The organism is Allomuricauda sp. R78024 (assembly GCF_044596045.1).
In the GTDB taxonomy this organism is placed as follows: Bacteria; Bacteroidota; Bacteroidia; order Flavobacteriales; family Flavobacteriaceae; genus Flagellimonas.
Map to the genome: position 1 here is coordinate 2,076,327 of NZ_CP138995.1, position 26,111 is coordinate 2,102,437.

Annotated in this window: 25 protein-coding genes; 16 read left to right on the forward strand and 9 right to left on the reverse strand. The window is 35.6% G+C overall.

The annotated features are described in order from the left end of the window. Positions 1-75 precede the first annotated feature (75 nt). Positions 76-1,572: a PLP-dependent aminotransferase family protein gene (locus SJY44_RS09210; protein WP_396589479.1), complete on the forward strand. Its 1,497-nt coding sequence runs from the start codon at positions 76-78 to the stop codon at positions 1,570-1,572. Between the two features lie 72 nt (positions 1,573-1,644). Here SJY44_RS09210 and SJY44_RS09215 read toward each other — a convergent pair whose 3' ends face one another. Next, a complete protein-coding gene (locus tag SJY44_RS09215) occupies positions 1,645-2,904 on the reverse strand; it encodes an OmpP1/FadL family transporter (RefSeq protein WP_396589480.1) in 1,260 nt (419 codons plus the stop codon). Then, positions 2,888-4,204, reverse strand: coding sequence for a DUF4270 family protein (locus SJY44_RS09220; RefSeq protein WP_396589481.1), 1,317 nt, complete (start codon positions 4,202-4,204; stop codon positions 2,888-2,890). Before SJY44_RS09220 ends, SJY44_RS09215 begins: the two co-directional genes overlap by 17 nt. Before the next feature lie 225 nt (positions 4,205-4,429). Between SJY44_RS09220 and SJY44_RS09225 the strand changes: the two genes are divergently transcribed. The 4 genes from SJY44_RS09225 to SJY44_RS09240 all read left to right on the forward strand — a co-directional run bounded on the left by SJY44_RS09225 (position 4,430) and on the right by SJY44_RS09240 (position 7,611). After that, positions 4,430-5,428 (forward strand): kelch repeat-containing protein, encoded by a 999-nt coding sequence (locus SJY44_RS09225; RefSeq protein WP_298924990.1) that lies wholly within the window; start codon positions 4,430-4,432, stop codon positions 5,426-5,428. 86 nt (positions 5,429-5,514) lie between these two features. Beyond that, complete coding sequence (locus SJY44_RS09230; RefSeq protein WP_396589482.1) at positions 5,515-5,844, forward strand: DUF4907 domain-containing protein; 330 nt, start codon at positions 5,515-5,517, stop codon at positions 5,842-5,844. 19 nt (positions 5,845-5,863) lie between these two features. Continuing rightward, the gene (locus SJY44_RS09235) at positions 5,864-6,886 is read left to right on the forward strand and encodes a sensor histidine kinase (RefSeq protein WP_396589483.1); all 1,023 of its coding nucleotides are present in this window, start codon (positions 5,864-5,866) and stop codon (positions 6,884-6,886) included. Continuing rightward, positions 6,886-7,611, forward strand: a complete 726-nt coding sequence (locus SJY44_RS09240) for a LytR/AlgR family response regulator transcription factor (protein WP_396589484.1) — start codon at positions 6,886-6,888, stop codon at positions 7,609-7,611. Before SJY44_RS09235 ends, SJY44_RS09240 begins: the two co-directional genes overlap by 1 nt. 337 nt (positions 7,612-7,948) lie before the next feature. Here SJY44_RS09240 and SJY44_RS09245 read toward each other — a convergent pair whose 3' ends face one another. Next, positions 7,949-8,161, reverse strand: coding sequence for a hypothetical protein (locus SJY44_RS09245; protein WP_396589485.1), 213 nt, complete (start codon positions 8,159-8,161; stop codon positions 7,949-7,951). Between the two features lie 156 nt (positions 8,162-8,317). On the opposite strand from SJY44_RS09245, the gene trxB reads away from it, so the two are divergent. Beyond that, positions 8,318-9,286, forward strand: a complete 969-nt coding sequence (trxB, locus tag SJY44_RS09250; RefSeq protein ID WP_396589486.1) for a thioredoxin-disulfide reductase — start codon at positions 8,318-8,320, stop codon at positions 9,284-9,286. 76 nt (positions 9,287-9,362) lie between these two features. Here trxB and SJY44_RS09255 read toward each other — a convergent pair whose 3' ends face one another. The 6 genes from SJY44_RS09255 to SJY44_RS09280 all read right to left on the reverse strand — a co-directional run bounded on the left by SJY44_RS09255 (position 9,363) and on the right by SJY44_RS09280 (position 14,085). Next, positions 9,363-9,809 (reverse strand): hypothetical protein, encoded by a 447-nt coding sequence (locus SJY44_RS09255; RefSeq protein ID WP_298925005.1) that lies wholly within the window; start codon positions 9,807-9,809, stop codon positions 9,363-9,365. Positions 9,810-10,020: 211 nt separating this feature from the next. Then, positions 10,021-10,743 (reverse strand): head GIN domain-containing protein, encoded by a 723-nt coding sequence (locus SJY44_RS09260; RefSeq protein ID WP_396589487.1) that lies wholly within the window; start codon positions 10,741-10,743, stop codon positions 10,021-10,023. 111 nt (positions 10,744-10,854) lie between these two features. Beyond that, positions 10,855-12,597, reverse strand: coding sequence for a PspC domain-containing protein (locus SJY44_RS09265; RefSeq protein ID WP_396589488.1), 1,743 nt, complete (start codon positions 12,595-12,597; stop codon positions 10,855-10,857). Between the two features lie 9 nt (positions 12,598-12,606). Then, positions 12,607-12,936, reverse strand: a complete 330-nt coding sequence (locus tag SJY44_RS09270; protein ID WP_163422858.1) for a PadR family transcriptional regulator — start codon at positions 12,934-12,936, stop codon at positions 12,607-12,609. Positions 12,937-13,096: 160 nt separating this feature from the next. Then, positions 13,097-13,603, reverse strand: a complete 507-nt coding sequence (locus tag SJY44_RS09275; RefSeq protein WP_396589489.1) for a nuclear transport factor 2 family protein — start codon at positions 13,601-13,603, stop codon at positions 13,097-13,099. Next, positions 13,603-14,085: a DUF4870 domain-containing protein gene (locus SJY44_RS09280; protein ID WP_396589490.1), complete on the reverse strand. Its 483-nt coding sequence runs from the start codon at positions 14,083-14,085 to the stop codon at positions 13,603-13,605. Before SJY44_RS09280 ends, SJY44_RS09275 begins: the two co-directional genes overlap by 1 nt. A gap of 170 nt (positions 14,086-14,255) precedes the next feature. Between SJY44_RS09280 and SJY44_RS09285 the strand changes: the two genes are divergently transcribed. The 10 genes from SJY44_RS09285 to SJY44_RS09330 all read left to right on the forward strand — a co-directional run bounded on the left by SJY44_RS09285 (position 14,256) and on the right by SJY44_RS09330 (position 26,095). Further along, positions 14,256-14,711, forward strand: a complete 456-nt coding sequence (locus SJY44_RS09285; protein WP_396589491.1) for a DUF4442 domain-containing protein — start codon at positions 14,256-14,258, stop codon at positions 14,709-14,711. 253 nt (positions 14,712-14,964) lie between these two features. Further along, entirely contained in the window at positions 14,965-15,711 is a 747-nt protein-coding gene (locus tag SJY44_RS09290) for a hypothetical protein (protein WP_396589492.1), read from the forward strand. Positions 15,712-15,811: 100 nt separating this feature from the next. Further along, the gene (locus tag SJY44_RS09295; protein WP_396589493.1) at positions 15,812-18,490 is read left to right on the forward strand and encodes a carboxypeptidase-like regulatory domain-containing protein; all 2,679 of its coding nucleotides are present in this window, start codon (positions 15,812-15,814) and stop codon (positions 18,488-18,490) included. A gap of 74 nt (positions 18,491-18,564) precedes the next feature. Beyond that, complete coding sequence (locus tag SJY44_RS09300) at positions 18,565-19,680, forward strand: DUF4249 domain-containing protein (RefSeq protein ID WP_396589494.1); 1,116 nt, start codon at positions 18,565-18,567, stop codon at positions 19,678-19,680. A gap of 14 nt (positions 19,681-19,694) precedes the next feature. Next, positions 19,695-21,476 (forward strand): hypothetical protein, encoded by a 1,782-nt coding sequence (locus SJY44_RS09305; protein WP_396589495.1) that lies wholly within the window; start codon positions 19,695-19,697, stop codon positions 21,474-21,476. A gap of 148 nt (positions 21,477-21,624) precedes the next feature. After that, positions 21,625-22,422, forward strand: coding sequence for a TIGR00266 family protein (locus SJY44_RS09310; protein ID WP_396589496.1), 798 nt, complete (start codon positions 21,625-21,627; stop codon positions 22,420-22,422). Between the two features lie 87 nt (positions 22,423-22,509). Continuing rightward, on the forward strand, positions 22,510-23,163 hold the full coding sequence (locus SJY44_RS09315) for a DUF2461 domain-containing protein (protein ID WP_396589497.1): 654 nt from the start codon (positions 22,510-22,512) through the stop codon (positions 23,161-23,163). Positions 23,164-23,171: 8 nt separating this feature from the next. Further along, complete coding sequence (locus SJY44_RS09320; RefSeq protein WP_396589498.1) at positions 23,172-23,756, forward strand: NUDIX domain-containing protein; 585 nt, start codon at positions 23,172-23,174, stop codon at positions 23,754-23,756. A gap of 21 nt (positions 23,757-23,777) precedes the next feature. Continuing rightward, positions 23,778-24,296 (forward strand): peptide-methionine (S)-S-oxide reductase, encoded by a 519-nt coding sequence (locus SJY44_RS09325; RefSeq protein WP_396589499.1) that lies wholly within the window; start codon positions 23,778-23,780, stop codon positions 24,294-24,296. 401 nt (positions 24,297-24,697) lie between these two features. Beyond that, positions 24,698-26,095, forward strand: coding sequence for a hypothetical protein (locus SJY44_RS09330; RefSeq protein WP_396589500.1), 1,398 nt, complete (start codon positions 24,698-24,700; stop codon positions 26,093-26,095). The last annotated feature ends 16 nt before the right edge of the window (positions 26,096-26,111 follow it).

Genomic DNA, 26,111 nt, shown 5'->3' on the forward strand with positions numbered 1-26,111 from the left:
TAAAGTGTTAATCAATATTATAAAATGTTTTTCTACCTTTCCCATACCAATTTTTTTTTTCAATACATTTCAATTTTGAAGACCAAACTCAATAGCTTACTTATATCTCACGGTTTCAGCCTAGACAATGGACAGCAAAGCCTATATATGAAGTTGTCCAATTCTTTTATAAGTGCCATCAACAAAAAAAAACTGGTAAAGGGATATCAACTGCCCCCTACCCGTTTGTTGGCTCAGGATATGGGCTTATCACGTAGTACGGTTATAAAAGCTTATGAAATACTTTGTTTAGAAAACTATGTCTACTCCTTGCAGGGTTCTGGATATTATGTGAATGACATAAAGGATAAGAAAATAAAATACAGTCTTAGAACCCACAAACAGGTTACAAAGTATCCAGAAATCTCTGAACGGGCAGAGCATTTTGGTTCTAGCATCACCTTGATGAATAGAGGGCATAATAAAGGCATTGCTTTTAGGCCTGGTTTACCTCCATTAGATGTTTTTCCTGTGCGACAATGGCAAAATTTAACCAATAATTATTGGAGGGATATTAAATATTCCGATATGTCTTATAGTCATACCCTTGGTTTGGATTGCCTACGCAGAAACATAGCGGACTATTTAAAAATGTATAGGAATATACTATGTGACTATTCCCAGATTATAATTGTTACGGGGTCACTCCATTCTTTGTCCATCATAGGAGATTTGCTTTTAAATAAAAAAGATGAAGTGGTTGTTGAAAACCCTACATATGCTAATGCTTTGGCCGTTTTTAATAGTTTAAAAGCCAAAATTATTCCTGCGGAAATTGACTCGGAGGGATTGTCTCTAGAAAGCCTGAGTAATGTTAAGCTAAAAAAAGGAAAACTGATTTTCACTACACCCTCTAACCAGTATCCGACAGGGGTTCAAATGAGTCTTAAAAGACGATTGGAACTTTTAGATTGGGCCGAGGAAAACAACATGATCATTGTTGAAGATGATTATGATAATGAGTTTAGCAATTGGGAAAGCCCTATTACATCAATATTTGGTTTGGATCAGGGTAATAGAGTTTTTTATCAAGGGACCTTTAATAAAATCTTACACCCATCTATAAGATTAGGATATTTAATTGCTCCACCTCATTATGTTGATAGTATCAACGCTATGTTTGAACAATCTTTAAGATTTATATCCCCAGTTACACAAAAGGTAATGTCTGATTTTATAGAAAAAGATTATCTCAATCAGCATTTAAGAAAAGTGGTGCAAGTGGTAAATGAGCGCAAACGGTTTTTTGTCGAACATTTTCAAAATGTTTTTGATGACAGTATTCAAATCCAACCCGCTAATCAGGGACTACATCTTATGGCGAAACTTCCGGATCATATGTGTGACATTGAGGTTTCTAAAATGCTCATAGATAAAGAGGTTATATCATTTCCCTATAGTAAATACTTTATCAAGAACAATAAGGAAAAAGGTTTGGTCATGGGTTTTTCATCCGTTAGCACTCCCATTATCAAACAAAAGCTGGAAAAAATGGCAAGAGCCTATAGCGCTTACAAATGTAAGTATGACTAAATCTAGAAAACACGATTTGTATTTTTCACTCCATTAAAAAAATGTAGGTCAAAACCTCTATGGCTGCCTGCTTTAATTTATTTTTCGTTTCCTGAACCAGAGATCCTCCAAACTCATATTTAGTGTCAACAAGTGGTAATCTTCTTTAATCAGTATATTTTGAATTTGACCTTTTAGGCCATAGCTATAAGATAAATTTAGTATGGAGTTATTCCCTTGGCCAATGGGTAGGCCTATACCTCCGGTAATGCTATAACCATCTATTTGGGCATCATTGATTGCTAAATAGCCATTGTCATAATTAAAGCCTGCTCTATATCGTATTCTGTCTTTGTATTTGTAGCTAGATGGGTCTTTGATGTATTCCAGACCAAAAGCATAAATATCCTGATCAACATAATCACCAATATTCTCTGTTTGCCCAGTATTGTCCCAATAATTTTTTTTATAATCGGTGCTTAGTGTCAAGGTTTTGAAAAGTTTCGCGCTTAAACCAAAACCAAGCTCCATTGGCATTTTAAAATCTGCAGTAGTGTCTGCTTCCTCATCTTCGACGATTACCTCTTCACCATCTAAAGTTTTAAACACTGAACGTTTTAAGCTACCGTTTAGATCTGTTGGAAACTGAATAGTACCGCCTATTGTAATCTTTTCGGTGAGGTCAAATTGCATACCAAGACCCAGCCTAAAACCTCTATAATTTGTGGTTTCGGTTAGTTGAAAGACACTGTTGCTGATTACAAAAGCTTCATCTTCCTCTATATTTCCAAAAAGCAAAGAAGCACCTGCGCCTAACCTTAGCTTGTTTGTTATGCTATAACCAAGATTTACTCGAAAATCATTTAGTCCCCCTAATCCAGTTATGTTACTTTCAAAAGTCTCGTCGGAACCTTCAATATTGGTTTGAACACCGACTAGGGAGTATCCAACATCACTATAAGGAACCAAGGTAATACCCGCGCCAAAACCTTCTGTTATCCGGAATGCGAATGCCAAATTGGAAAAGTTTAATGTGGTTCTTGTTTCATCAGATCCTTTATTACTATAGTTGTTGTACTCTCCCATGATGCCCACATCATAGAAAAAGGAGTTTTGGGGAATTAGGGCAAAATTGGAAGGGTTCAAATTGTTAATTTCCGTTTCTGTCTTTAATCCGATACCCGTATAGCCCATACTATTGGATCTTCCAATACTGGTCTGGTTAATTATGCCTAGACCATATAATGAATACGGAGAACTGGTCAACCCCTCAGATTGTGCTAATATCTGTTTTACTGATAGTAACGCGACTGTAAGAGTCAAATAAAGAAATGCCTTATTTGCTTTCATCATAAATAGCATAGGTGAGTTCTAGTGTTGTTTGATAGTCAGGGTTGTTATTTCCATTCAATACAAACCTATCAACGGTAGTATTATAATCATCGGGCAAAAGAATAAGTGCGTCTTCAGTATCTCTTTCGGCAAGCAGTAATTCCTCAATATAACTACCAAGGGATATTTCGTAATAGATATCATTAAATTCTTGATTATCGGTATTCAAGGTTGCCACAACCGGCGAAATGTCTGCAACCAAAAGCTGTTGGGTTAGATCATTATTTTGATTTACTATATAGATGGATATGTTATCTCTTAATATTAATTGGTCGTTGTAAGAGCTATCTGTGGGCTTTATTTTTAGAATTGCATCCAAAATAGTGCCTTGGCCTGGAATGTTATAAATCGATTTGATATGAGGAAATTGTATTCTTGTAACAATGCCAACACCAGATTGTATATAACTTTGGTTTTCAGATTCTGAACTACTTAGATTTATTTCCTGATTAGTAAGACTTTCAAGATATTCATTTGGCTCTTCTGCATTTATTTGGTTAAAGAACGGAATAGGGGAATCAGTTGTGTTAACAGAAAAATCAATATAATCCTGCACTCTTTCATCCTCTTCGGCCATGCTAAAAAAGAGCCTCATATAACTTGATTCCAATGAAAACCCTATTACCGAACTATTATCAGTTTCATCTGGTATAAATGCAATCCCCTTAACGTATTCCTTAAACTCATCTGAATTAGTAATGGTTTGGTCTTGCAAGTTTTCAAATAATTCTATTCCAAAACCATCATTCAATTTGATGTTTAAAGAATCTGTTTGCAAAGGTCTTGGAGTATAGTTTAAGTATCCTAGATCTTCTTCGGTGTAAGAGATTGTAGTGGTATTATAAAAATTGTCATCATCGGGCTTCAATTGTTCATCAAGCAATTTTAAATGAATAGTATTCTGTTGTAAGGTATCATTGTAATAGTATTCATCATATTTTAAGTAAAAAACAATACTATCATATTCAGCCTCTGCATCTAAGAAATAAGTTGAAGGCAATAACTCTGCATAACTTGAACTCCGCACTGTGCCAAAAACAGGATCCGTATATTTCCCTATTAGCATCCGGGTGACTTGAGAAGTTATGATACTGTCAAACTTCATGGTCGATGTTTCAACGGTTAGAGTATCTATCAATACCACACGAATATTGCTATCGGTAAAAAGATCACCAGCAACAAATTCAGAATTTAGGGATTCCTCGTTGCAAGCCATTATTGTTAATACTGTCCAACTTAATAACCATATTGTTTTTCGCATTTCACTAATTTATCGTGAAAGTAGACGGAGCGCCCAAGTATTAAAACCAGAATAGACAAAAACCAAGTCTTATAAGACCAAGACAGATATTTCCACTACAAAAAACGATTTCTTGTTGGTAGATGAAACAAGCTCGTTTATCTGTTAAAAAACCAACTTTATCTATTTCGGTTTTAATCTGTGAAGAAGCATTCTAGTTTTGATGGAAACAATAAACTTTACGGTATGAAAAGAATGAGACACCGCTTTAGATTAATGTCAGTTTTAAGCGTGACGATTCTGTTCTTCGTCTGTTGCTCAAATGATGGTGATGACGAAGAGGATTTGGGTAACTGGATCAATAGGTCAGTTTTTGATGGTAGTCCACGAAGTGGTACATCTGGCTTTACAATAGGTAGCATTGGATATGTGGCCGTAGGTTATGATGGAGATGATTATCTTAACTCTGTTTGGGCATATGATATGGATGGAAATTTCTGGTCGCAGAAGGCTGATTTTCCTGGTGCTGCCAGAAATGCGGCAGTTGGTTTTGAAATTGAAGGAACAGGATATGTAGGCTCCGGTTATGACGGATTGGATGAGCTAGGCGATTTTTATTCATATAATCCAAGTTCCAATACATGGACAGAAATTGCTGAGTTGCCATCTACCACAAGAAGAAGTGCTGTTGCTTTTGGAATAAATGGGTTTGGTTATTTTGGTACCGGGTATGATGGGGAGAACGACCGTAAAGATTTTTGGAAATATGATCCTGCTACTGATACCTGGGCAGAACTTGTAGGTTTTGGTGGAGATAAAAGAAGAGCTGCCACTACCTTTATAATTGGCGATCAAGTATACTTGGGTACTGGAGTTTCCAATGGAAGCTACTTGGATGATTTCTGGGTTTTTGATTCCACGAGCGAAAGTTGGACCAAAAAATTAGATTTGGATGAGGAAGACGATTATACAATTACAAGAAGCAATGCAGTAGGGTTTGCCCTGAATGGTTATGGTTATATTGCATGTGGTGATTCTAGTGGTGCCCTAACTTCTGTATGGGAATACGACCCATCAACAGATACTTGGGAGGTCAAAACTAGTTTTGAAGGTTCCTCAAGACAGGACCCTATAGTATTTTCCAATTCAAGCAAGGCTTTTGTGGGCTTAGGTAGAACTGGAAGTCTTTATTTGGATGATTTTGACGAATTCTTCCCTTTTGAAGAGTACGACGAAGACGATTAGATTTTTATTTGATTAATGATCTTTTTTGTTCAACAAATGGGGTCGTGTCAGGAGCACGCCCCCATTTCGCATAAAATTAAAGGAATATGAAATGGCTTTGGATTATTATTCTTACACTACTTTTTATAGGACTATTTTTTATTGTGGTTGAAGGACTTGGTCCAAAAGAGAAAGCCTCAAAGCAACTCTTCCGCTCTGAGGTCATTTCTGTAAATGGGGGGTTTGGCTATCAAATATTAAATGGAAAAAAAACACTCATTAGGCAAGAGTTCATTCCTGCAGTTCAAGGAGAAAAGCCCTTTTTAATTGCAAAAGATGCTAAATCAATAGCTGAATTAGTAGTACACAAACTAACAAATGGTGAAACCCCGGTAATTCATATTGAAGAAATTGAAAAGTTCAATATTGAACTATAGTAAAACTAATCATATTAAGATGGGAATTGAAAAAGGAAAGATTCAACAAATATTGCTCCATTTCGTCTTATGGCTTACTTTTTATAGCGTCTTGCTGTATCCTTATATTATGCAATCAAGACCTATGCGATTTGATTTACCTGTTCGTATGATTCTATTGGTAGTATTATTCTATTTCAATTATTTTTATCTAGTTCCAAAGCTCCTGCTCAAAAAGAAAACCGCAATCTATCTACTGGTTTCTCTAATGCTAGTGCTTGGAATTGTTATTCTCATAAAATTCTATTACCCAGGAATGCCTCAAAACAGGATAGCCTTTCCCAAAGGAAGTGGGGCTAGAGCACCATTAGGTCAATTTGTTATGGCCACTATTGGCTTATCTGTACCTTTTGTAATCAGTGCACTTTTAAGAATTTATACGGAATGGAGAAAAAATGACGATCTACGTCAAATAGTGGAAAAAGAAAAGATAAACTCAGAACTTCAGTTCTTAAAAACACAGCTAAACCCTCATTTCCTTTTTAATTCTTTAAATGCTATATACTCTCTTTCAGTAAAAAAATCACCAGATACTTCTGATGCCATTATCAATTTATCAGAGTTAATGCGGTATATGTTGTACGAAGCTGATAAAGGTTTTGTACCACTGAACAAAGAATTGGAATACATTCAGAATTTTGTAAAGTTGCAGCGTCTCCGTCTATCAGATAGTGAAAATGTAACTTTAAAAATTTCAGGAGATGATAAGGGAAAAATAATTCCACCATTACTTTTTATTTCCTTTATTGAAAATGCCTTTAAGTATGGTACTGACTTTGAAGGAAAAACCAATGTTAAAATAAACCTTTCTATAAAAAATGAGTCTTTACAGTTGTACGTAATGAACAAAATCGGGGTTTTTAAAAAAAAATCCGAAAGCTCAGGTGTTGGACTAACGAATATAAAAAATCGTTTAAAGCTATTATATCCAGAATCCCATGAGTTGTTGGTGAATAACGATGGAAAGATATATGAGGTAAATCTTACCCTAAAACTATTATAATGAGATGTATAATTATTGATGACGAACCTTTGGCGATTGATATTTTGACTGGCTATTGTGATAAAATTGATTTTATAGAAATGGTGGGTACTTTTACTAACCCTTTGGATGCAATCCCTATTCTAAAAGAACGTAAAGTTGATCTCATTTTTTGCGATATTGAACTACCGCAAATTAGCGGAGTGGATTTTATAGGCTCTTTAGAGAACCGTCCTTTATTTATTTTTACGACTGCCTATTCTCAGTATGCAGTTGAGGGTTTTGAATTGAATGCGGTGGACTATTTGGTTAAACCCATTCCGTATCATCGCTTCATAAAGTCAGTATCCAGGGCCAAAGAGCTTATGGCAAAAAAAGAAATACCCACTATGGGCAATGTTTTTTCTTCACATGGGGAAACGACCGAAAACCAGAAATTCATCTTCGTTAGAGCTGAGTATGAAAGCGTAAAAATAGACTTAGATGATATTCAATACATTCAAGGATTAAAAGACTATTTGAAAATTTATGTTGTCAAGACCAACAAAGCAATATTGACTCTTATGAGCTTTAAGGAAATGCAGGACAACCTTCCATCAAATCAATTTCATAGAGTACATAAATCGTATGTCGTAAATGTCAATTTCATTAAGACTATTCAAAGGAACAGAATCGTTATCAACGATATTCGTATACCCATTGGCGAAAGTTATAAATCAGATTTTTTATCCATTTTAGGACTGTAATAATGCTTTTATTCGCTCATTAAATTGATGATTGAGACGAATTTTTTCTGTTTCTGTTCAGATTATTTTTTTCCCCAATAGCGATTATAAATGTGAGTATAACCAAATCTAGAAAATACGATTTGTATTCTTCACTCCATTAAAAAGTTTGTGAAGGAGATTTCTGATTTTTTGCATCTAGACTCAAAGATCCACTAATACTTTCCTTAAAATTCAACTAGGTTGATCCAAAATGCATATCTGTTAATGGATATTGGCCATTGATTAATTATAGCATCACTTAAAAATAATTCAATATTAAGTTTACTTGAATTAGTAGTCAAAATTTTTAAAAATTTCAATATAGACTTCCAAGAAGAAGATATGAGGTAATAGTTGATATAGTGTTCTCTATCCAAGTGTCTTTTTTAGAAGAAGTCAGTCTCCGTTGCGCCAAGGGGTTTTGAGGTTGAGCTCCTTGGTTGTAACGGTTTTTGATATTATGTGCAATTACCTTGCTTTGAATTTGCGCACTTAAAAAAAGTAAGGTATTTCTTTTAAGTTTTTCCAAATCAATACTTTTTAATAAAAACCGCAGCATTGCTAGGTTGACATGGGTAACCCAAAACGTCCATAGACGTTCTTATCAAATTGGGATAACCATTATGTAAGTTTCTGTACAAAAAACCTACTTTTGTAAAAGTAATTATAGAGGAAGATTTTTGTTATGTCAGAACAAATAGAAAGAATAAAAACATTGATTATTGGATCCGGCCCCGCTGGATATACTGCTGCAATATATGCGGCTAGAGCAGATTTAAAACCTGTAATGTATACTGGTATGGAACCTGGTGGGCAATTAACCACTACAACGGAAGTGGATAACTTTCCAGGGTATCCTGAAGGTATAGATGGACCAACTATGATGGTTCAGTTACAACAACAGGCAGAAAGATTTGGAACTGAGGTTAGGATTGGTATGGTCACAGCAGTTGATTTTAGTGATGAACTAGGAGGAATTCATAAAGTAACGGTTGACGATAACAAGTTAATTGAAGCAGAGACTGTAATTATTTCTACGGGTGCCACAGCTAAATACCTAAACATTCCTAGTGAGCAACGTTTAAGGGGAGGTGGTGTTTCTGCATGCGCTGTTTGTGATGGTTTCTTTTACAAGGAACAAGAAGTGGCTATTGTGGGCGCTGGTGACACAGCTGCGGAGGAAGCATCCTATTTGGCTAATATTTGCAAAAAAGTTACTATGTTGGTACGTAAAGATCACATGAGGGCCTCTAAAGCCATGCAACATAGGGTGAATAGTTTGGACAATATTGAAGTTCGTTATAATGCTGAAGTCGATGAGGTTCTTGGTGAGCAAGTGGTTGAGGGCCTTAGAATGGTAAATAATCAAACAGGAGAGAAAGAAGATATTGAGATTACCGGACTTTTTATTGCAATTGGTCACAAACCAAATACCGATATATTTAAAGGACAATTGGATATGGATGAGACTGGGTATATTATTACCGAGGGAAAATCTACCAAGACCAACAAGCCAGGAGTTTTTGCAAGTGGCGATGTACAAGACAAAGAATATAGACAGGCTGTGACTGCTGCAGGTACAGGGTGTATGGCTGCTTTGGATGCAGAACGTTATCTAGCCTCAATTGAGAGTAAAGAAGAAGTGGTTTCTTAGTAATACATAGTATATATAAAAAATAAAAAAGGCGCCTATGTAAGGCGCCTTTTTTATTGGAGTGCTAATTCAATTGTTAATCTATTCGTTTATAATTTTCAGATGAGGTTCTATTGCCCTCATCATCTAAAGTTATTTGACTAAAAAAGTTGTCTTTTAAATCAAGTTCAAAAGTGAAATTCCTCATTGTATCTAAAGCTTTCATCATAGAATCGTCACCATATTCTATAACTTCAATCAGCGAGTTTTCCGTTATTTTATAGGAACCATAGCCAAATCTTCCATTTGGATCATCCGGAACATATCTTGTCCACATGATTTTTCCTTTGGAATACATTTTCACTTGTCTATATCCATCAGACTTTTCAAGGGTATCTGTGATGTCCTGCCCATCATAACTGTAAAAGCTTTGAAGTTCCCAAGCGCCTTCAATTGTATGCATTGTTTCCGGTTTTGGTGAGGCAAATTTTGTAGCAGAAATCAAAATTAGCATCAATAAAACCAATCCAAGTAGTTTTTTCATGGCAAAACGTTTTTAGAGTTAGTTTTTGTTTTCACTAATAAGATACAATTTTTTTTGATAAATTGTTAATAAACAAGGGTTTGAAATACAGATTTCTCAATTTTTTCGATGAAAAGAGGCCTAGTTGAAAACTAGGCCTTGGTTAGATTGAGTTGGTCTATTAATTTTGATTTAAACAGACTGTAAACTTTTTGATTGGGTACTAAAAATATTAGTATTTGTGAACGCTTCCAGAAACAGATTTTTTCTTTTGTACGCTGGCGTTGCCCGTATAGGAAATGTCTGCTCCGCTACTAGCGTCTGCAATTAAGGATTCAGATACATTTACAGAAATGTCCGATCCACTGCTTGCATCTGCATTACATGTTTTTGTTGCGAGTTCATGTGCCCTAATATCAGCTCCACTACTGGCATCGGCATAGAAAATATCTGCTTTGCCAGCAATTTTGATATCGGCGCCGCTACTGGCGTCTGCAGAAACTTCTGAAGCAACCAATTCTACATGCAAATCTGACCCGCTGCTTGCGTCCAATTCTATCTTTTCAGCTTCAATTACGTTTTGTACAATTAAATCAGCTCCACTTGAACTTTTTAAAGCGGTAATATCTGGAAGGGATACATAAATCTTTTTAGTGGCTCTTCCAATATTCTCAATTGCATGGATTCTAAGTTTACCATCTTTGATGTCCGTTCCAATTAAATCAATAATGTTTTCGTCCGCCTCAACAGATATTTTAAAATCTTGGTCTTGGGTTACAAATACATCTAAGCCTTCCGAAGCGGATACCACTGTAAAATCCTCAGTAACTTTTCTGGTTTCTTCTACTACTTCTCCATTTCCTCTTTTTCCGTCCCCAAAACTGAGGTCAAAGTTGCAGGAGGAGGCAAAGATTGCCATTAAAAATGCGATTGCGATTCTTGCTAGTGTTGTCATGATTGTTGTTTTAATGATTGATAAATTAGTGTCGTTTTAATTATTGATTAAATTTCGTATTTACTATGATAAGTATGTAGTAAAGAATTCCCAATTGTTGAAAATCAATGCTCAATTGTCATTTTTTTCACCTGCTTTTATTTTAATGCCATTTTCATCTATTTTCAATTTAAAAGCATCATCTCGATCTTGAATATCGATATCTATACCATTCTCATCTATGATTATTTTTCCTTCCTCATCATCTTCGTCTTCATCAATATCCAATTCTTCCGGGCAGTCCTGGCATTTAAGCTCTCCATTATCGCCCATCATCCAGGTATAGCCCACAATTCCACTTCTGTAATAATCTCGGTCATTCTTTACTCCACGACCTATATGACCTTTTGTTGATTCTTCAAATTGTAGAACCTTTCCTCTAGGAATATATATGGTTGTTGTAACCTCTTGGTTTCTTGCCTTATTGGAAGTGGCTGTAGTTAAGAGTTCATCCAATATGATTTCATTTTCAAATAGTTCATATTCATAGTTGATTTGCTTGGCCCTTTCCCTTGCGGCAAGAGTGGTATTCCCATGAGAATCTTTTCTAACATTGATTTTTATAGATGAATCATCAGACTTTCTTATTTTAATATCTACATCATCAGAAACTAAAATTCTATTGTCATTTTCATCATACGTAAAGGTCATCCGTCCAAAATGAACATCTTCCATACCGTAATCTAGTTCAGAGTCTTTCATTTTTATGATCAAGGTATCGTTTGGATTTTCCACAAGAACCTGATCTTTAATGTTGACACTGCCAACATTGGCAAATTCTGCAGCTTGACGAACTCCCAAAGTAAACAATGTACCTATAGAGATTAACCAAAGTCCAAGAAGGGAAAACTTAGCGATGTTTCCAATGGATTTTAAATTGTTCACCAGAATCTTCAACCCTAAATAAAGTAGGAAGAAGAAAGGAATACCAACAGCAAAAAACAACAATATGGATACTAGCCAAACTGGTGCGCCTGTAGTATTAACAATCTCATAGAAATCTACGCCGGGTAGGTGTATGGCATCAAAGATACCCATGGTGAATGCACCAACAAACAATCCTATAAGTGTTGAAGCACCTATAATGATCAATAGGATGCCTATGAACTTCCCAAATATCTTGAATAGGAACATGATTATATCCCCAATAGTGTCAAAAAAGGTCTTGGAGCTGCTTTTGACCTTGTTGCCTACTTTATCATAGTCAACGTTTTTAACTTTATCCGCAACATCATCAAACCCCTCTTTAACTTTGCGTTCTATATTGCTGATGTTGATGGGCTCCCCCGTCATATCCAATTTTTGGGAGGTAGTAGCAGCTTCTGGAACCAAAATCCATAATAGAATGTATGCTACAAGTCCAAAACCTGTGAATACTGCCAGGAGGATAAAAATAATTCGTATCCAAAGGGCATCAAACCCTAAGTAATATTCTAAACCGGAACAAACACCACCAATATATTTTTGGTCCATGTCCCTATATAATTTTTTGGTCTTACGTGTTGTTGTATGTGTTTGGGATTTTCGAGGTTCATCCTCAAAAATATCCTCGTCAACCATGTAATCTTCTGGTTGCCCCATAATATTGATAACCGCATCCACTTCTTTTTGGGTAATGACCTGTCTGTCATTTTCCATTTTTTCCAAAAAGAGTTCAGCTACCCTTGCTTCAATATCTGCAATGATCTCATCGCTTCCTGCTGTACCTGAAAACGATCTTTTTATGGATTCAAGGTATCGCCTAAGCCTACTATACGCTTCATCATCTATATGAAAGAGTGTATTTGCTAGATTTATATTTACTGTCTTGTTCATTTTTGATTCTTATTTTGTGGTGGTTACCAGATTAACTGCATTTCTTAGTTCATCCCAGGTGCCGTTTAGTTCCTTGAGAAACAATTGTCCCGTTTCTGTAAGTGCGTAATATTTTCTAGGTGGTCCAGAAGTGGATTCTTCCCAACGGTAGTTGAGCAACCCTGCATTTTTTAACCTTGTTAATAGAGGGTAAATAGTACCTTCCACCACCAGCATCTTAGCGTCTTTTAAAGCTCCCAGAATTTCAGATGCATATTTGTCCTTATCCCGTAAGATAGAAAGAATGCAATACTCTAGAACCCCTTTGCGCATTTGTGCTTTTGTGTTTTCTATGTTCATAATGTCATGGTTCTTATAAATTAACTGTTCGTTTTTTGTTCCCGTCCGTTCCCTCTTTGATGAGAAGAGGGGTCGGGAACGTTTTTTGATTGATGATAGATTGATTGATGATTTTTCGTTTTTTGATTGATGAATAAACTCCTTTTTTCGGTTTGTTTTATTATTGTAATTGATGGTCGTAACTCAGTTCTCTTTTAATTTTCCAATGCCCATCTTCTAAAATCCATACATGTATGAATTTGGCGACATCCCCTTTTTGGTATTCCTTCTGTTCGTTTAAAAATTCAAATGAATGAACTCCATGTTGAACGGCGCCGTACAATTTTCCCTGCTTATATAAGGGATAGACTTGTAAACTACCGGGAACTAAGATTCTTTTTGCGCGTTGAGGTTCGTTCCTGTCAATTTTGGCGCAATTTTCTCTGTTGGGTGCCAAAAAATTATTTCTTCCAACGGTAATCCCTCCTTTATCATGGTAAAACTCAAAATCTTCTGTAAACAACGATTCCATGGTCTCAACATCACATTGGTTAAAAGCTGCATCAAACAATGTACTGTCTTTTTCTTTTAAAGTCATGTATAACTCAGAACTTTCCGCCATCTGAGCATTTACGACAATGGTCATACCCATAAATAGAATTGCAGTTATTTTTTTTGACCAGTTCATTATTTGATGAATTTTATGGTAAATGGATATTTAAAAGTCTCTCCTTCATTGGTTCTAATGGTTGCCAAAATTGTATAAACGATATTAATGACCATTAACGCTACTTGTATTAATCCAGTGATGCCAGCTGGCCAAAAAAACCGTCCAAATCTAAAATCGTCACTACTAATGTGAATGTCTAGATTGTTAAGGTCACTTAAGCGATGCATTCCAAAAAAGCTCCCATCAAATAAATCGGGTAAAAACCCAATAAAGAATGGAATACTTATTAAACCTGCTACTACTGAATATAACAACATGCTTATTTGAAAATTGAGCGCTTGCTTACCATTATAATCCACAAACTTGTGTTCTTTTTTGTTTGCGGTCCATAAAATCAATGGTAAAATAAAATTACCAAAGGGTATAAAATACTTTGAAAAGGTAGAAGCGTGTATGATCGCTGACAAATTTCGTTCGTGTTTGGTTAATGATTCAGTCATGATTTTTTGATTGATGTTTATAAACAAATTTAGTTTACCTACTAGCTTACCATGCAAATATATATCTAAAAGATGGTACTATGCAAAACAAAGTACTATAATTTAACATATATTTAACAAATTGAGTTAGCAGTTATTTTCCTTATTTTTAGCGAACCTAAATATGTATTATGGCTTCAAGTGCTAGTAAATTCAATACTTTCACATTCTTTACCCTCCCTGCTGCATGGTGGTGCGGAGTACGTGTGAAACACATTGATAATAAAAAAGCGGTAACAACGGTTACTCACCGTTGGGTAAATCAAAATCCTTTTAAAAGTATGTTTTGGGCTGTTCAGGGCATGGCTGCAGAGCTGAGTACAGGTGCTATGGTCATCAACCAAATTAAGGACAGCGGAAAGAATATATCCATGCTGGTTTTGAATAACAACGGTAATTTTTCAAAAAAGGCGACTGGAAAAATCACGTTTACCTGCGAGGACGGACATTTAATCGAAGATGCCATCAAAAAAACAATTGAAACAGGAGAAGGGCAGACCATTTGGATGAAATCCGTTGGAGTCAACACAGAGGGAGTAGTAGTTTCAACATTCAATTTTGAGTGGACGATTAGAGCTAAGGAATAAGATGAACCTTTTGGTTTCCAAAATTTTTGTTTAAGAGTCTTGAATGTAATCATTACTGTATTGGAGATTGTCCTAAATCGTTGGATTGATGCAGAACTTATTGCATAAACCGTTGTTCGTCTAAACAATTTTCTTCACCTATTAAATAGATTACCTTTAATATAGAAGAAAAATAGACTATGCTTCCTTAGGGGTATTTGTACTTAGGGAATTCTTTCTGTGAAAATTACATTTATTTTTTTAAGAAACGATAATGAGGGAAAGCTACTTGATTATAATCTCTGCACAAATTTTATCCCTTGTTTTTTTGTCAACAATTCATAGTCAAATCAAAGAAAAAGAGATTGATTATTATAATTGGTTTGATGAAATAACAGGAGCTGAAAATTCTAACTTATACGAAGGAATCTTAAGCGTTGAAAAATATGCCACTTTGGATAAGAGTCATGAGTTTTTCATTTCATCTGAATATTTAAAAGGGAACATCGTTTATGATGAAGAGCCCTATTTTAACATTGATTTGAAATATGATATTTATGAAGATGAGGTATTGTTAGGTCTTAGAAGTAATTCCCAAATCTTGATGGTAAAGTTAGTAAAGGAAAGAATAGGTGAGTTTATTATTAATGAACACAGATTTATTAGAGTAAATGATGGTGAAGACAGAAACCCAAATACATTAGGATTTCAAGAGGTACTTATGGAGACATCTTTTTTTACACTTTTAAAAAAACATAAAAAAATCAAATATACTCGTTACAAAAAGAGTAGAGTGTTCCACAAATTTGTTAGCAGTGATGAATATTATTTAGCGTATGAACATCACTTTTACAATATCAAAAACAAAAAGGATATTATCAGAATTTTTCCAGAGTATAGGGCTGAAACAAACAAACGTTCGTTGGAATCACTACGGAAAACGGATAAAGATAAGTATATGATTGATTTATTACATATTGTAGATAGCCGTTTAATATCAGATAAAAAAACACTACAATAGAATGAGGCTGGTAGTTGTTTTTTGTATATCCCTGAACTTTTATTGGGGTTTTGCGCAAAAGGATAGTGATACAATAACTTTATCTTTTGAGGGTGCAAGCTTGAAAGAAATAATAACGGATATTCAAGAAATTTCGGCTTATAAATTTTTCTATGTAGATGAATGGTTAGACTCGAACACAATATCAAGGAGTTATAATGGGGTTTCCTTAGTGTATGTATTGAACGATATTTTTGAGGATACGTCTATAAATTACCATATCATGCAAGGCCAAAAGGTTATATTGACGCAAGGAAGTGTTATTTACGATGAACTTCCTGAAGGCTTTTTTAGACTACCTCAAGGAGAGTCGTTGGACTCTTTATTTATATCAGATACTAAAACTACAGAGGTTCTCCCTATTCTGCGGATTAAAGAAGAGGAATTTACCCAAAATAAAATTGAAGTTGTAAGGATAGGAAAGGAAAACAGCAATAGTACAAACCGGTTGGCCACACTTACCGGTTATGCAATCAATACAAATACTAAAAACCCCATATCAGATTTGGCATTGGTGATTGGAGCAACTGACAAGGGAACAACCACTAATTCACAAGGGTTCTATTCCATTGAGATACCAATGGGCGTCCATACTATTGAAGTCAGCGCATTGGGTATCCATGGCGTACAAAAAAAAGTTATTGTATATGGAGATGGACAACTAAATTTTGAACTAGATGAAAGTTTTGAAGTTCTTGATGAAGTTGTTGTAGAAGCAAATAGAGATAGAAACATTGAACAAACCATAGGAGGTATTCTTAAAATCGAAGTTAAGGAAATAAAGAATATTCCCATGGTTTTAGGAGAAAGAGATATACTCAAGGTAGCGACCACACTCCCAGGAATTACCACAGCTGGCGAAGGAGCATCAGGATTTAATGTAAGGGGTGGAAACACAGATCAAAACCTTATTCTATTGGATCATGCCGTTTTATACAATCCCTCTCATTTTTTTGGGCTTTTTTCGGCAATCAACCCTTTTACATCCAATAGTGCGGATATATATAAGGGTAACATTCCTGCCGAATACGGAGGTAGATTATCATCTGTTTTTGATATACGAACTAAGGACGGGAATGACCAAAATTTTTCCGGTGAAGCCTCTATAGGTCCTATAACTAGTAATCTTACTCTGGAAACGCCGATTATCAAAGGAAAATCATCTTTTTTAATTGGGGGAAGAGCTACGTATTCAAAATGGATTCTAAAATCTCTAAAAGAAGAATCATTGAAAAACAGCGAAGCTTCCTTTTTTGATATTATAGGTAAGTATAAGCATAAAATAAATGAGAATAACAGCTTGAAGTTAATGGGGTACTATAGCAAAGACGCTTTTAATATTACCACAGATTCTCTTTATAGTTATAGTAATAGAGCATTTTCAATGGAATGGGAACACAAATTCAACGAAAGGAGCAGAGGGGTATTGATACTGACCAATAGCCAATATAAATTTGATATTGAATTTAATGGTAATTCCGTGAATGATTTTAACCTTGGATATAGCATTGATGAAACAGAATTCAAATTAAAAATGAAATATCTACCGGAAAACACGCATAGTTTTGATTATGGTTTTTCTGGTAAACTATATCGAGTGGAGCCTGGACAGATTGAACCGCTGGCAGGTGAGTCTGTTGTAGAACCTATAGTGCTTCCCAAAGAAAAAGGTCTAGAGACTGCGTTATTTATTTCAGACGATTTTGAAATAACCAAGAAATTATCTGTGAACGCTGGGTTTAGATATTCCCTTTACGCAGCGCTTGGAAAATCATTACAAAGAATATATGAGAATGGGATGCCCAGAAATGAAAACACCTTGGTAGAGACCCAAGAATTCGAGGAGAACGAGGTGATAAAAACATACGGAGGCCCTGAGGCCCGAGTTTCTGCGAGATATTTTCTTACTCCTGATTTATCTGTCAAAGCAAGTTATAACAATACCTACCAATATGTTCATACATTATCCAATAATACAACTGTGTCCCCAACGGATACTTGGAAGCTTTCCGACTTAAATATAAAGCCACAGCGTGCCAATCAATTTGCATTGGGTCTTCACAAAAACATAAATGAAAATGAATATGAACTAAGTTTGGAAGGCTATTACAAAAGATCTAATAATATTTTAGATTACAAGACTGGGGCAGATTTATTGTTGAATGAGATTGTGGAGACCAACGTACTTCAGGGACAAGGAAAATCATACGGCGCGGAATTTCTTGTAAGAAAAAATCATGGAAAACTTAATGGCTGGTTAGGCTATACCTATGCTCGCTCGTTAATACAGTTTGATGGAACGGCAGAAGAAGAGCAAATAAATAATGGGAACTTTTTCCCATCCAATTTTGATAAACCTCATGACATAAGCCTAGTAACAAATTATAAGTTTAATAAACGCTTTAGTCTTTCTGCTAATTTCGTGTACCAAACAGGAAGGCCAGTTACTTATCCTCTTGGTAACTATGTCTATGAAGGCATTGAGTATACATTTTATAGTGATAGAAATGGATTCCGGATTCCAGATTATTATCGATTAGATTTTAGTTTTAATATTGAAGGAAATCATAAGATTAAAAAATTTGCGCATAGCTTTTGGAATATTTCTATTTACAATGTATTGGGAAGAAATAATCCATATTCGGTATTTTTTGTTACGGAAGCCGGACAGATAAAGGCTTATAAAAGCTCAATTTTTTCTATTCCCATACCAACAATTACCTATAATTTTAAATTTTGACATTTTATAGAATGGCTTTTCAGGCAAGTAAAAGGAGATGTAGGACAATAGTTTTGATTTTGGCAGCATGTGCTATGAACAGTTGTGTAGAGTCCTTTGAACCTAAGACCGAAATTTTTGAAGATGCTTTAATCATTGAAGCCACAATAACAAATGAGGTCAAACAGCAGGAAATTCTTTTAAACAGAGCGTTTCGCTTTGAGGAATTTGTTCCCGTTCCTGAAGAAAATGCTAGTGTTATTATCATTGATAATCTTCAAAATCAGTATTCCTTTCAAGAAATAACTCCCGGTAAATACCTTTCTGTATTAGATTTTGGGGCTGAAAAAGGTAGAAGTTATCAACTTTTGGTTATTACCAGTAGTGGTGTCGAATATGCTTCCGAGCCTACTTTTACACCTCAAACTTCAGAAATTCATGCATTAAAAGCCTCAAGAATAGACAATGAAGAGGAAGGAATGTCCATATTCGTTGAATATAATGCTTCACAGACCTCTACATACTATCGTTACAAATATGAAGAGACATACCAAATAATTCCTCCAGATTGGAATAGTCAAATGTTGGCATATGAAGGCCCCATAATCGTGGTCAAAGCCCGTGAACGGGACGAACAAATATGTTATAAAACAGATGTTTCTAAAAATATCATCTTAAATATCCCACAAGAGTCCAATGAGAATAATATACCTCGATTTCCTGTTAGGTTTGTTCAAAGAAGTAACTACATTATATCGCATAGGTATAGTATTTTGGTAAAGCAACTTGCAATTTCCGAAGAGTCCTATAATTACTTGGAAAAATTATCAGAGTCCAATCAGGATGAAAACGTATTTTCGCAGACACAGCCAGGTTTTTTTAGAGGAAACGTTTATTCAAAAAGTAACAGTGACGAGAGAGTTCTGGGTTTTTTTCACGTAGTATCTGAATCTTCGGAAAGGCTCTTTTTTAATTACCAAGATTTTTTTCCAGATGAACCGCTTCCTCCATATGTGGATTATTGTAATCCTTTTGTAGCCCGCTTGGAAACCCCTCAAGGAGTACCCAATATTCATGAATTGATTGCTGCAGATGCAATCAGGTATCATAGTACAGGCCCAAATTTCGGGGAATTTTTTGTAGTTCCCAGAATTTGTGGAGATTGTACGGTATTGGGAGCTATAACGGTACCCGATTTTTGGGAAGAATAGAAAAAATAGGCCTTATGACAAAAACAGTAGGTACATGGATTTTGTTTTTTACACTCTGCTTGTCAAATGGTTTTGGGCAGACTTCCTCTTTTACGAAAGGGAAGATAACCAATTCAAAAAACCTTTATAGAGAGAATATGTTCATCCATTACAATGCTCCTGTATTGTTGACTGGGGAATACCTTTACTACAGTATCTATTCCATAAATGCCAAAATGAAAGAGTTAAGCACGTTTAGTAAAATTGGCTATGTAGAATTGATTGGGGAAGATACTAATGTCATATTCAAGCATAAGATAAAATTAACAGATGGTCTTGGACAGGGAGAGTTTTTCATTCCAGTTACCGTATCTTCTGGCAGCTATAAACTTATTGGATATACCCAATGGATGAAAAACAGCGGAAAGAATTACTTTTTCCAAGCCGACATTGGTATTATAAATCCGTTTAAAAACAATCAGGAATCAATTTTAAAACATATTGAGGTTGCCCAAATAAACACTGGTCCTGATTCGAATATTCCAGATGTTATAGGAGTAAGGGAAAATACTCCTCCTCTTTCATTAAAACCAAACAAGAAAATTTTTCAAAAGCGAAATCTGGCTCATTTAAATATAAATGTCCATGAAAAAAATATGATTCAAGGAAATTACTCTATTTCCATTCGAAAAATGGATTCTATTGAAGGACCTTTGACGCTCAATGCTCAAGAATACATTATATCTCAGGACACGGAAAATATTGGTGATAAAAAAACTCTATCGGGCCAAATGTATTTGCCGGAACTGAGAGGAGAACTTATCTCAGGGAAGATTATACCTAAAGAAGCTAACTTTCCTTTGATTGAGGAAAAATTGGCCCTTTCGATACCTGGTGAACAATTTGTTCTCAAGCTTTCCAGAACTGATAAAAAAGGGGCATTTTATTTTAATCTAAACCAAGAATATAAAAATAGCCATGCTTCAATTCAAATTCTTGGAAAGAACAAGAATAATTATAGAATTCAACTTAATAAACAGTCTGCGGTTAATTACGACGATTTAATATTCAAAACTTTTACCATTACACCAAAAATGAAGAATTTGATTTTGGAAAGAAGCGTCTACAATCAAGTAGAAAATGCTTTTGCAGAAATGAAACCAGACACTATTCAGTATAAAGATGCAATTGTCCCAATTTACAGAAAGTTTTCCAATGTATACAATTTAGATGATTATACCCGATTTTCAACTATTAGAGAAACTGTTTCAGAGATCATAGAACATGTATGGGTACAAAGGAGTACGGATGCAGAGGATGTATTTCAGGTTAGGGGGGACGAAGACACTACTGACTCTAACTTTTTGCCTTTAGTAACGGTAGACGGTATGTTGATACAAAATCATGGTGATGTAATTGATTTTAATGCTCGAAAACTAAAAAAAATAAGCATATCCAGAAGTGAATATGTTATAAACTCGATAACGTATAAAGGAGTTATTGCTATAGAAACCATAGAAGGTGATTTTTTCGAAGGCTTTAAAAAAGACTATATTACTACAATAGAATTATTTCCACCTTTAACAGCAAAAAAGTACTTTCATCAGGAATATAATGCGGAGACAAAGTCTACTACCCAACAAATACCGGATTTTAGGCAGCAATTACTTTGGTTGCCGCAATTGATATTGGAGAGTGATAAAACAAAAATTGATTTTTTTACGTCTGATGTTGCTGGTAAATATGAAATTTGTTTAGAGGGATTCACAAGTAAAGGAAATCCTATTTCTGTAAAGGAAACATTTATGGTAGAGTAATTCTTTCATGTTAGGTGTATACCTATTAAACATCGTAAAACTTTACAAATACCATTGGAATAAATACAACTAAATTTTTACGCATATGTTGTAACAAAATAAGTATTCCACCAACAGATAAGTAAAACACTTAAAAACAAATCAAAAAATGAACGCACACGAAATCGACTATGAAATTTACGGAGAGGAAATGCAATATGTGGAGATTGAACTAGATCCACAAGAAGCGGTTGTTGCCGAGGCAGGTAGCTTTATGATGATGGATACCGATATAAAAATGGATACCATTTTTGGTGATGGCTCTGGCCAAGACTCCGGGGTATTGGGAAAACTGTTCTCCGCAGGAAAGCGATTACTGACTGGTGAAAGTCTTTTTATGACTGCTTTTTTAAATATTGGTCATGGTAAAAAGAAGGCAAGCTTTGCTTCTCCTTATCCTGGTAAAATACTTCCTATTGACTTATCAGAAAAAGGAGGAAAATTCATCTGTCAAAAAGATGCGTTTTTATGTGCTGCCAAAGGGGTTTCTGTGGGCATTGAATTCTCCAAACGTTTGGGTCGCGGACTTTTTGGTGGAGAAGGTTTTATTATGCAAAAATTGGAAGGAGATGGAATGGCCTTTGTACATGCTGGAGGTACCATGGCCAAAAAAGAACTGGCAGCAGATGAAGTATTAAAGGTGGATACAGGTTGTATTGTTGGTTTCTCACATACCGTAGATTATGATATTGAATTTGTTGGAGGCATAAAAAATACCGTTTTTGGAGGTGAAGGCCTGTTTTTTGCTACACTTAAAGGTCCAGGAACCGTTTATGTGCAATCACTACCGTTTAGCCGACTGGCCGGAAGGGTATTGGCCTCTATTCCAAGAGGAGGAAAAGATAAAGGCGAGGGCAGTTTGCTTGGCGGGCTTGGAGACATTGTCATGGGAGATAATAGATTCTAGTTTTCTGTTGTTAGTTTAAAGTAGTCTAGAATAGTAGATTTATAAGAAAGGAAATAGTTTTATTTTTAAGCCTTTCAATATATCTCAATGGATTTTCAAGACCTATTTAACTTTCTTGTCGAATTACAACAAAACAATACCAAAGAATGGATGGATGCCAACCGGAAGTGGTACAAATCTCTTCGTGGGGATTTTATCCTTTGGTTGGATGGTCTGGATATGACCATGGCGCAATTGGATGATGACTATTATCCCACGCCTGGAAAAAAGGGGATTAATAGAATCAACAATAATCTCATGTTCCATCCGCATAAACCCATTTACAAAGATCATTTTGGAGCTGGTTTGGACAAAGCCCCAAACTCAGCGGATTTTTATATTGAAGTAGGCGTAAAACAGTGCCTATTGGCTGGGGGATTTTGGCGCCCAGATCCAAAGACATTGAGAAGTATTCGTGAAGGAATAGATTACAATGGGGAAGAACTACTGGAAATCATAGAAAAACCGTCTTTTAAAAAATTGTTTGGGGGGCTTTATGAGGATGAAAAATTGACCAATGCGCCCAAAGGGTTTACCAATAACCATCCACATATTCAATTGCTTAGAAATAAAACCTTTGCAGTGGAACACCAAATAGATATGAGTGAGGTGTTAAGAGATGATTTTGAAGAAAAAATTAAAGTAGTTTATTTGGAGATGCTTCCTTTCCGACGATATTTGAACAAGGCAGCAACAGTTTAGTCCAGATTATGAAATACGGTAAGGTCAGGAATATTAAAAAGGAATTATTATCAGACAATTGGTATTCCTTACATAAGGTCACTTTTGAATATCAGAGAGAAGATGGCGAATGGGAAACCCAAATACGAGAAGCCTACGACCGCGGAAATGGTGCGGTGATTCTTCTATATAATAAGGAAAAAGGTTCGGTAATCTTAACCAGACAGTTTAGAATGCCAACCTATTTAAATGGCAATGAAGATGGGATGATGGTTGAAGCTTGTGCAGGAATTTTAGAAAAAGGGAATGCAGAGCAAACCATTATCATGGAAGTGGAAGAAGAAACGGGTTATAAAATCACCGAGGTTCAAAAAGTATTTGAGTCGTATATGTCACCAGGGTCGGTTACTGAGGTGCTGTATTTTTTTATTGGACAATATGAGGCAAACATGAAGGTCAGCGAAGGAGGCGGTGCTGAAGATGAGACCGAAAACATAGAAGTTTTGGAAATGACTTTTCAAAAAGCGCAGCAAATGATGTCTAATGGACAAATTAAAGATGCCAAAACTATTATGCTGCTTCAGTATGCTCAGATAAATGGGTTATTTGGTTGAGTTTTTAACGACCAAGGGTGTATGGAAATCAAAAGAGTTGCCTTAGGTGGTGGGTGTCATTGGTGCACCGAAGCCGTTTTTTTGTCTCTACGGGGGATTAATAAAGTGGAACAAGGATTTGTTTCTCAAAAAGGAGGAGAAAGTTCTTTTTCCGAAGCAATAATAGTGACATATGACCCCTTAGAAATTTCCTTAAAGGATTTAATTGAAATTCACCTACATACCCATCAAAGTACTTCTGAACATTCATTTAGACACAAGTATCGTTCTGCAGTTTATGTTTTTTCCGAAAAAGACTTCGATGAATCCAATAGGATTTTGAAAGTATTGCAGGCGGACTTCAGCAAAAATCTGATTACAAAAACATTTTACTTCAAAGCATTCAAACCTTCGGACGAACAGTTTCACAATTACTATTATTCAAATCCTGAAAAGCCGTTTTCCAAATCATATATAGACCCTAAACTAAAGGTGCTCATGACCAAATATTCAAGGTTCATGAAAAACATCACTGATGAAATATTCCTTAAGGGACAGTAGTTTCAAATCATGTATTTGTGCTTTAGGATGCGCTATGCATTCGTTAAGAATAAGCCAAATGATGTCATATTTTTATAACAGAAGTATCATAATAGAAATATAAATAGTTATAGATATTTGATTTTCAATTATTTATAACTAACACACCTCTTTTTCACGTTAGCTTACACAAATTGCAAGTTGTAAGTAAGAAAGTTTACCTCCGTACTTATCACCAGTTAAAAGCCACAAATAATTTTTGCTTTTAAGATTAAAGAAGGTTTGGCCAAATCTTTTCAAATGAATAAAAAAGGATGCAAAATGTTTGATCCATGTTTATCTCTAAATAGTCTTGGAATAAACTATTAAATCAATATGATGTAGCCAATAATTAAACACTTTAACCCTTTTAAAATTTAATAATGAAAACTTCTAAACTTCCTTTATTTATGATTTTGGCCATGTCTTTGATTTTGGCCTCCTGTAGCTCCGACGATTTTGTTGGTAACTCAGATGATGTGGACCCTGGTGATGACCAAGGTAATACAGATACTTTTGTTGGTGCGGTGTATGCCATGACAAACGGAGATGGACAGATTGTTGGTACAAATGTTCAAGGACCAAATACCATTATTGCTTATGGAAGAGATGAGAATGGGGCATTAACGCCCATTGGACCTTTTGCTACAAATGGAAATGGTGGTGATTATGATGGTGGTGAAGGATTAGATCCTCTAATTTCTGCTTACGCATTGACCAAAACAGACAATAACGAAAATCTTCTTGCTGTAAATGCAGGGAGCAATACCATTACTTCTTTTAATATTCAAGATGACTATTCACTTGAGATAGCAGGCACTCCACAGCCAACTGGGGCTTTGGGTCCAAATAGTATTGCTTTTTCTGAAAGGGATGCTGATGGGGCAAAAGGCATTGTTTATGTATCGAATATAACTCGCGCTGAATTTTTGTTAGGCGGTGAGCCCATGCATCAAGGAACAGTGACTGGTTTTTGGTTGTTAGATGATGGTTCTTTAAATCCAATTGCTGGTTCTACAAGAGATTTGGCAGTTAGACCATCTGCAATACAGTTTTCGCCTGACGGTAACTGGCTGGTAGTTACCTCAATCAATTCAGGTGCTGCGGCTCTTGGTTCTGGAAGCGAAGATGAAGTAACTGTTTATAATGTTGGTAATGGAGGGTTGTTGAGTGATACACCATGGGGTACGGCAACGTCAACATTTAGAGATAATGCCGAAGGAAGAAATTTGCCTTCTGCAATTGGGTTCCAAATTGTTGGCGATAATTATGTTGTGGTTACTGAGGCCAGAGAGTTTCAGCCAGATGGAACGCCACCAGCATTCCCTGCATTGCAAGATGGTTCGGTTTCAACATGGCAAATTCAATCAAACGGGAGTTTGACACCAATAAGTTTGGATGTGGCTTCCGGAGAAAATAATACAGGAAGAACGGCGTGTTGGTTGGACTTTACAGCTGATGGTAACACATTCTTTGTATCTAACGCTATTGAGGCTGGTTTGGCGGCTTATAGTTTTAATAATGGGGTGGTTGAATTAATAGACCAAACTGCTGCGCAAGGTCAAGGGACCGGAGGTGCGGATAACGGCCCTGATGCTTTTGCGGTTACCGAAGGTTGGATTGATATGTGGATTACAGACGACGGAGCATATTTGTATCAGTTGTTTGGTTTGGATGGAACTATTGGAATTTATCGTGTAAATGGTCAAAGTTTGGAATTTGTTGGAGAAGAATCTGGAAACCTTCCAGATACCAATACCCAAGGAATAGTGGCTATTTAACAATTCTGTTTTTAAG

Coding starts and splice junctions, on each gene's coding strand:
- SJY44_RS09215 (WP_396589480.1), bottom strand. CDS start 2,904: ATGATGAAAGCAAATAAGGCATTTCTTTATTTGACTCTTACAGTCGCG.
- SJY44_RS09265 (WP_396589488.1), bottom strand. CDS start 12,597: ATGAACAAGACAGTAAATATAAATCTAGCAAATACACTCTTTCATATA.
- SJY44_RS09240 (WP_396589484.1), top strand. CDS start 6,886: ATGAGATGTATAATTATTGATGACGAACCTTTGGCGATTGATATTTTG.
- SJY44_RS09230 (WP_396589482.1), top strand. CDS start 5,515: ATGAAATGGCTTTGGATTATTATTCTTACACTACTTTTTATAGGACTA.
- SJY44_RS09315 (WP_396589497.1), top strand. CDS start 22,510: ATGGATTTTCAAGACCTATTTAACTTTCTTGTCGAATTACAACAAAAC.
- SJY44_RS09285 (WP_396589491.1), top strand. CDS start 14,256: ATGGCTTCAAGTGCTAGTAAATTCAATACTTTCACATTCTTTACCCTC.
- SJY44_RS09270 (WP_163422858.1), bottom strand. CDS start 12,936: ATGAACATAGAAAACACAAAAGCACAAATGCGCAAAGGGGTTCTAGAG.
- SJY44_RS09275 (WP_396589489.1), bottom strand. CDS start 13,603: ATGAACTGGTCAAAAAAAATAACTGCAATTCTATTTATGGGTATGACC.
- trxB (WP_396589486.1), top strand. CDS start 8,318: ATGTCAGAACAAATAGAAAGAATAAAAACATTGATTATTGGATCCGGC.
- SJY44_RS09330 (WP_396589500.1), top strand. CDS start 24,698: ATGAAAACTTCTAAACTTCCTTTATTTATGATTTTGGCCATGTCTTTG.
- SJY44_RS09260 (WP_396589487.1), bottom strand. CDS start 10,743: ATGACAACACTAGCAAGAATCGCAATCGCATTTTTAATGGCAATCTTT.
- SJY44_RS09225 (WP_298924990.1), top strand. CDS start 4,430: ATGAAAAGAATGAGACACCGCTTTAGATTAATGTCAGTTTTAAGCGTG.
- SJY44_RS09300 (WP_396589494.1), top strand. CDS start 18,565: ATGAACAGTTGTGTAGAGTCCTTTGAACCTAAGACCGAAATTTTTGAA.
- SJY44_RS09325 (WP_396589499.1), top strand. CDS start 23,778: ATGGAAATCAAAAGAGTTGCCTTAGGTGGTGGGTGTCATTGGTGCACC.
- SJY44_RS09235 (WP_396589483.1), top strand. CDS start 5,864: ATGGGAATTGAAAAAGGAAAGATTCAACAAATATTGCTCCATTTCGTC.
- SJY44_RS09255 (WP_298925005.1), bottom strand. CDS start 9,809: ATGAAAAAACTACTTGGATTGGTTTTATTGATGCTAATTTTGATTTCT.
- SJY44_RS09280 (WP_396589490.1), bottom strand. CDS start 14,085: ATGACTGAATCATTAACCAAACACGAACGAAATTTGTCAGCGATCATA.
- SJY44_RS09310 (WP_396589496.1), top strand. CDS start 21,625: ATGAACGCACACGAAATCGACTATGAAATTTACGGAGAGGAAATGCAA.
- SJY44_RS09220 (WP_396589481.1), bottom strand. CDS start 4,204: ATGCGAAAAACAATATGGTTATTAAGTTGGACAGTATTAACAATAATG.
- SJY44_RS09305 (WP_396589495.1), top strand. CDS start 19,695: ATGACAAAAACAGTAGGTACATGGATTTTGTTTTTTACACTCTGCTTG.
- SJY44_RS09290 (WP_396589492.1), top strand. CDS start 14,965: ATGAGGGAAAGCTACTTGATTATAATCTCTGCACAAATTTTATCCCTT.
- SJY44_RS09320 (WP_396589498.1), top strand. CDS start 23,172: ATGAAATACGGTAAGGTCAGGAATATTAAAAAGGAATTATTATCAGAC.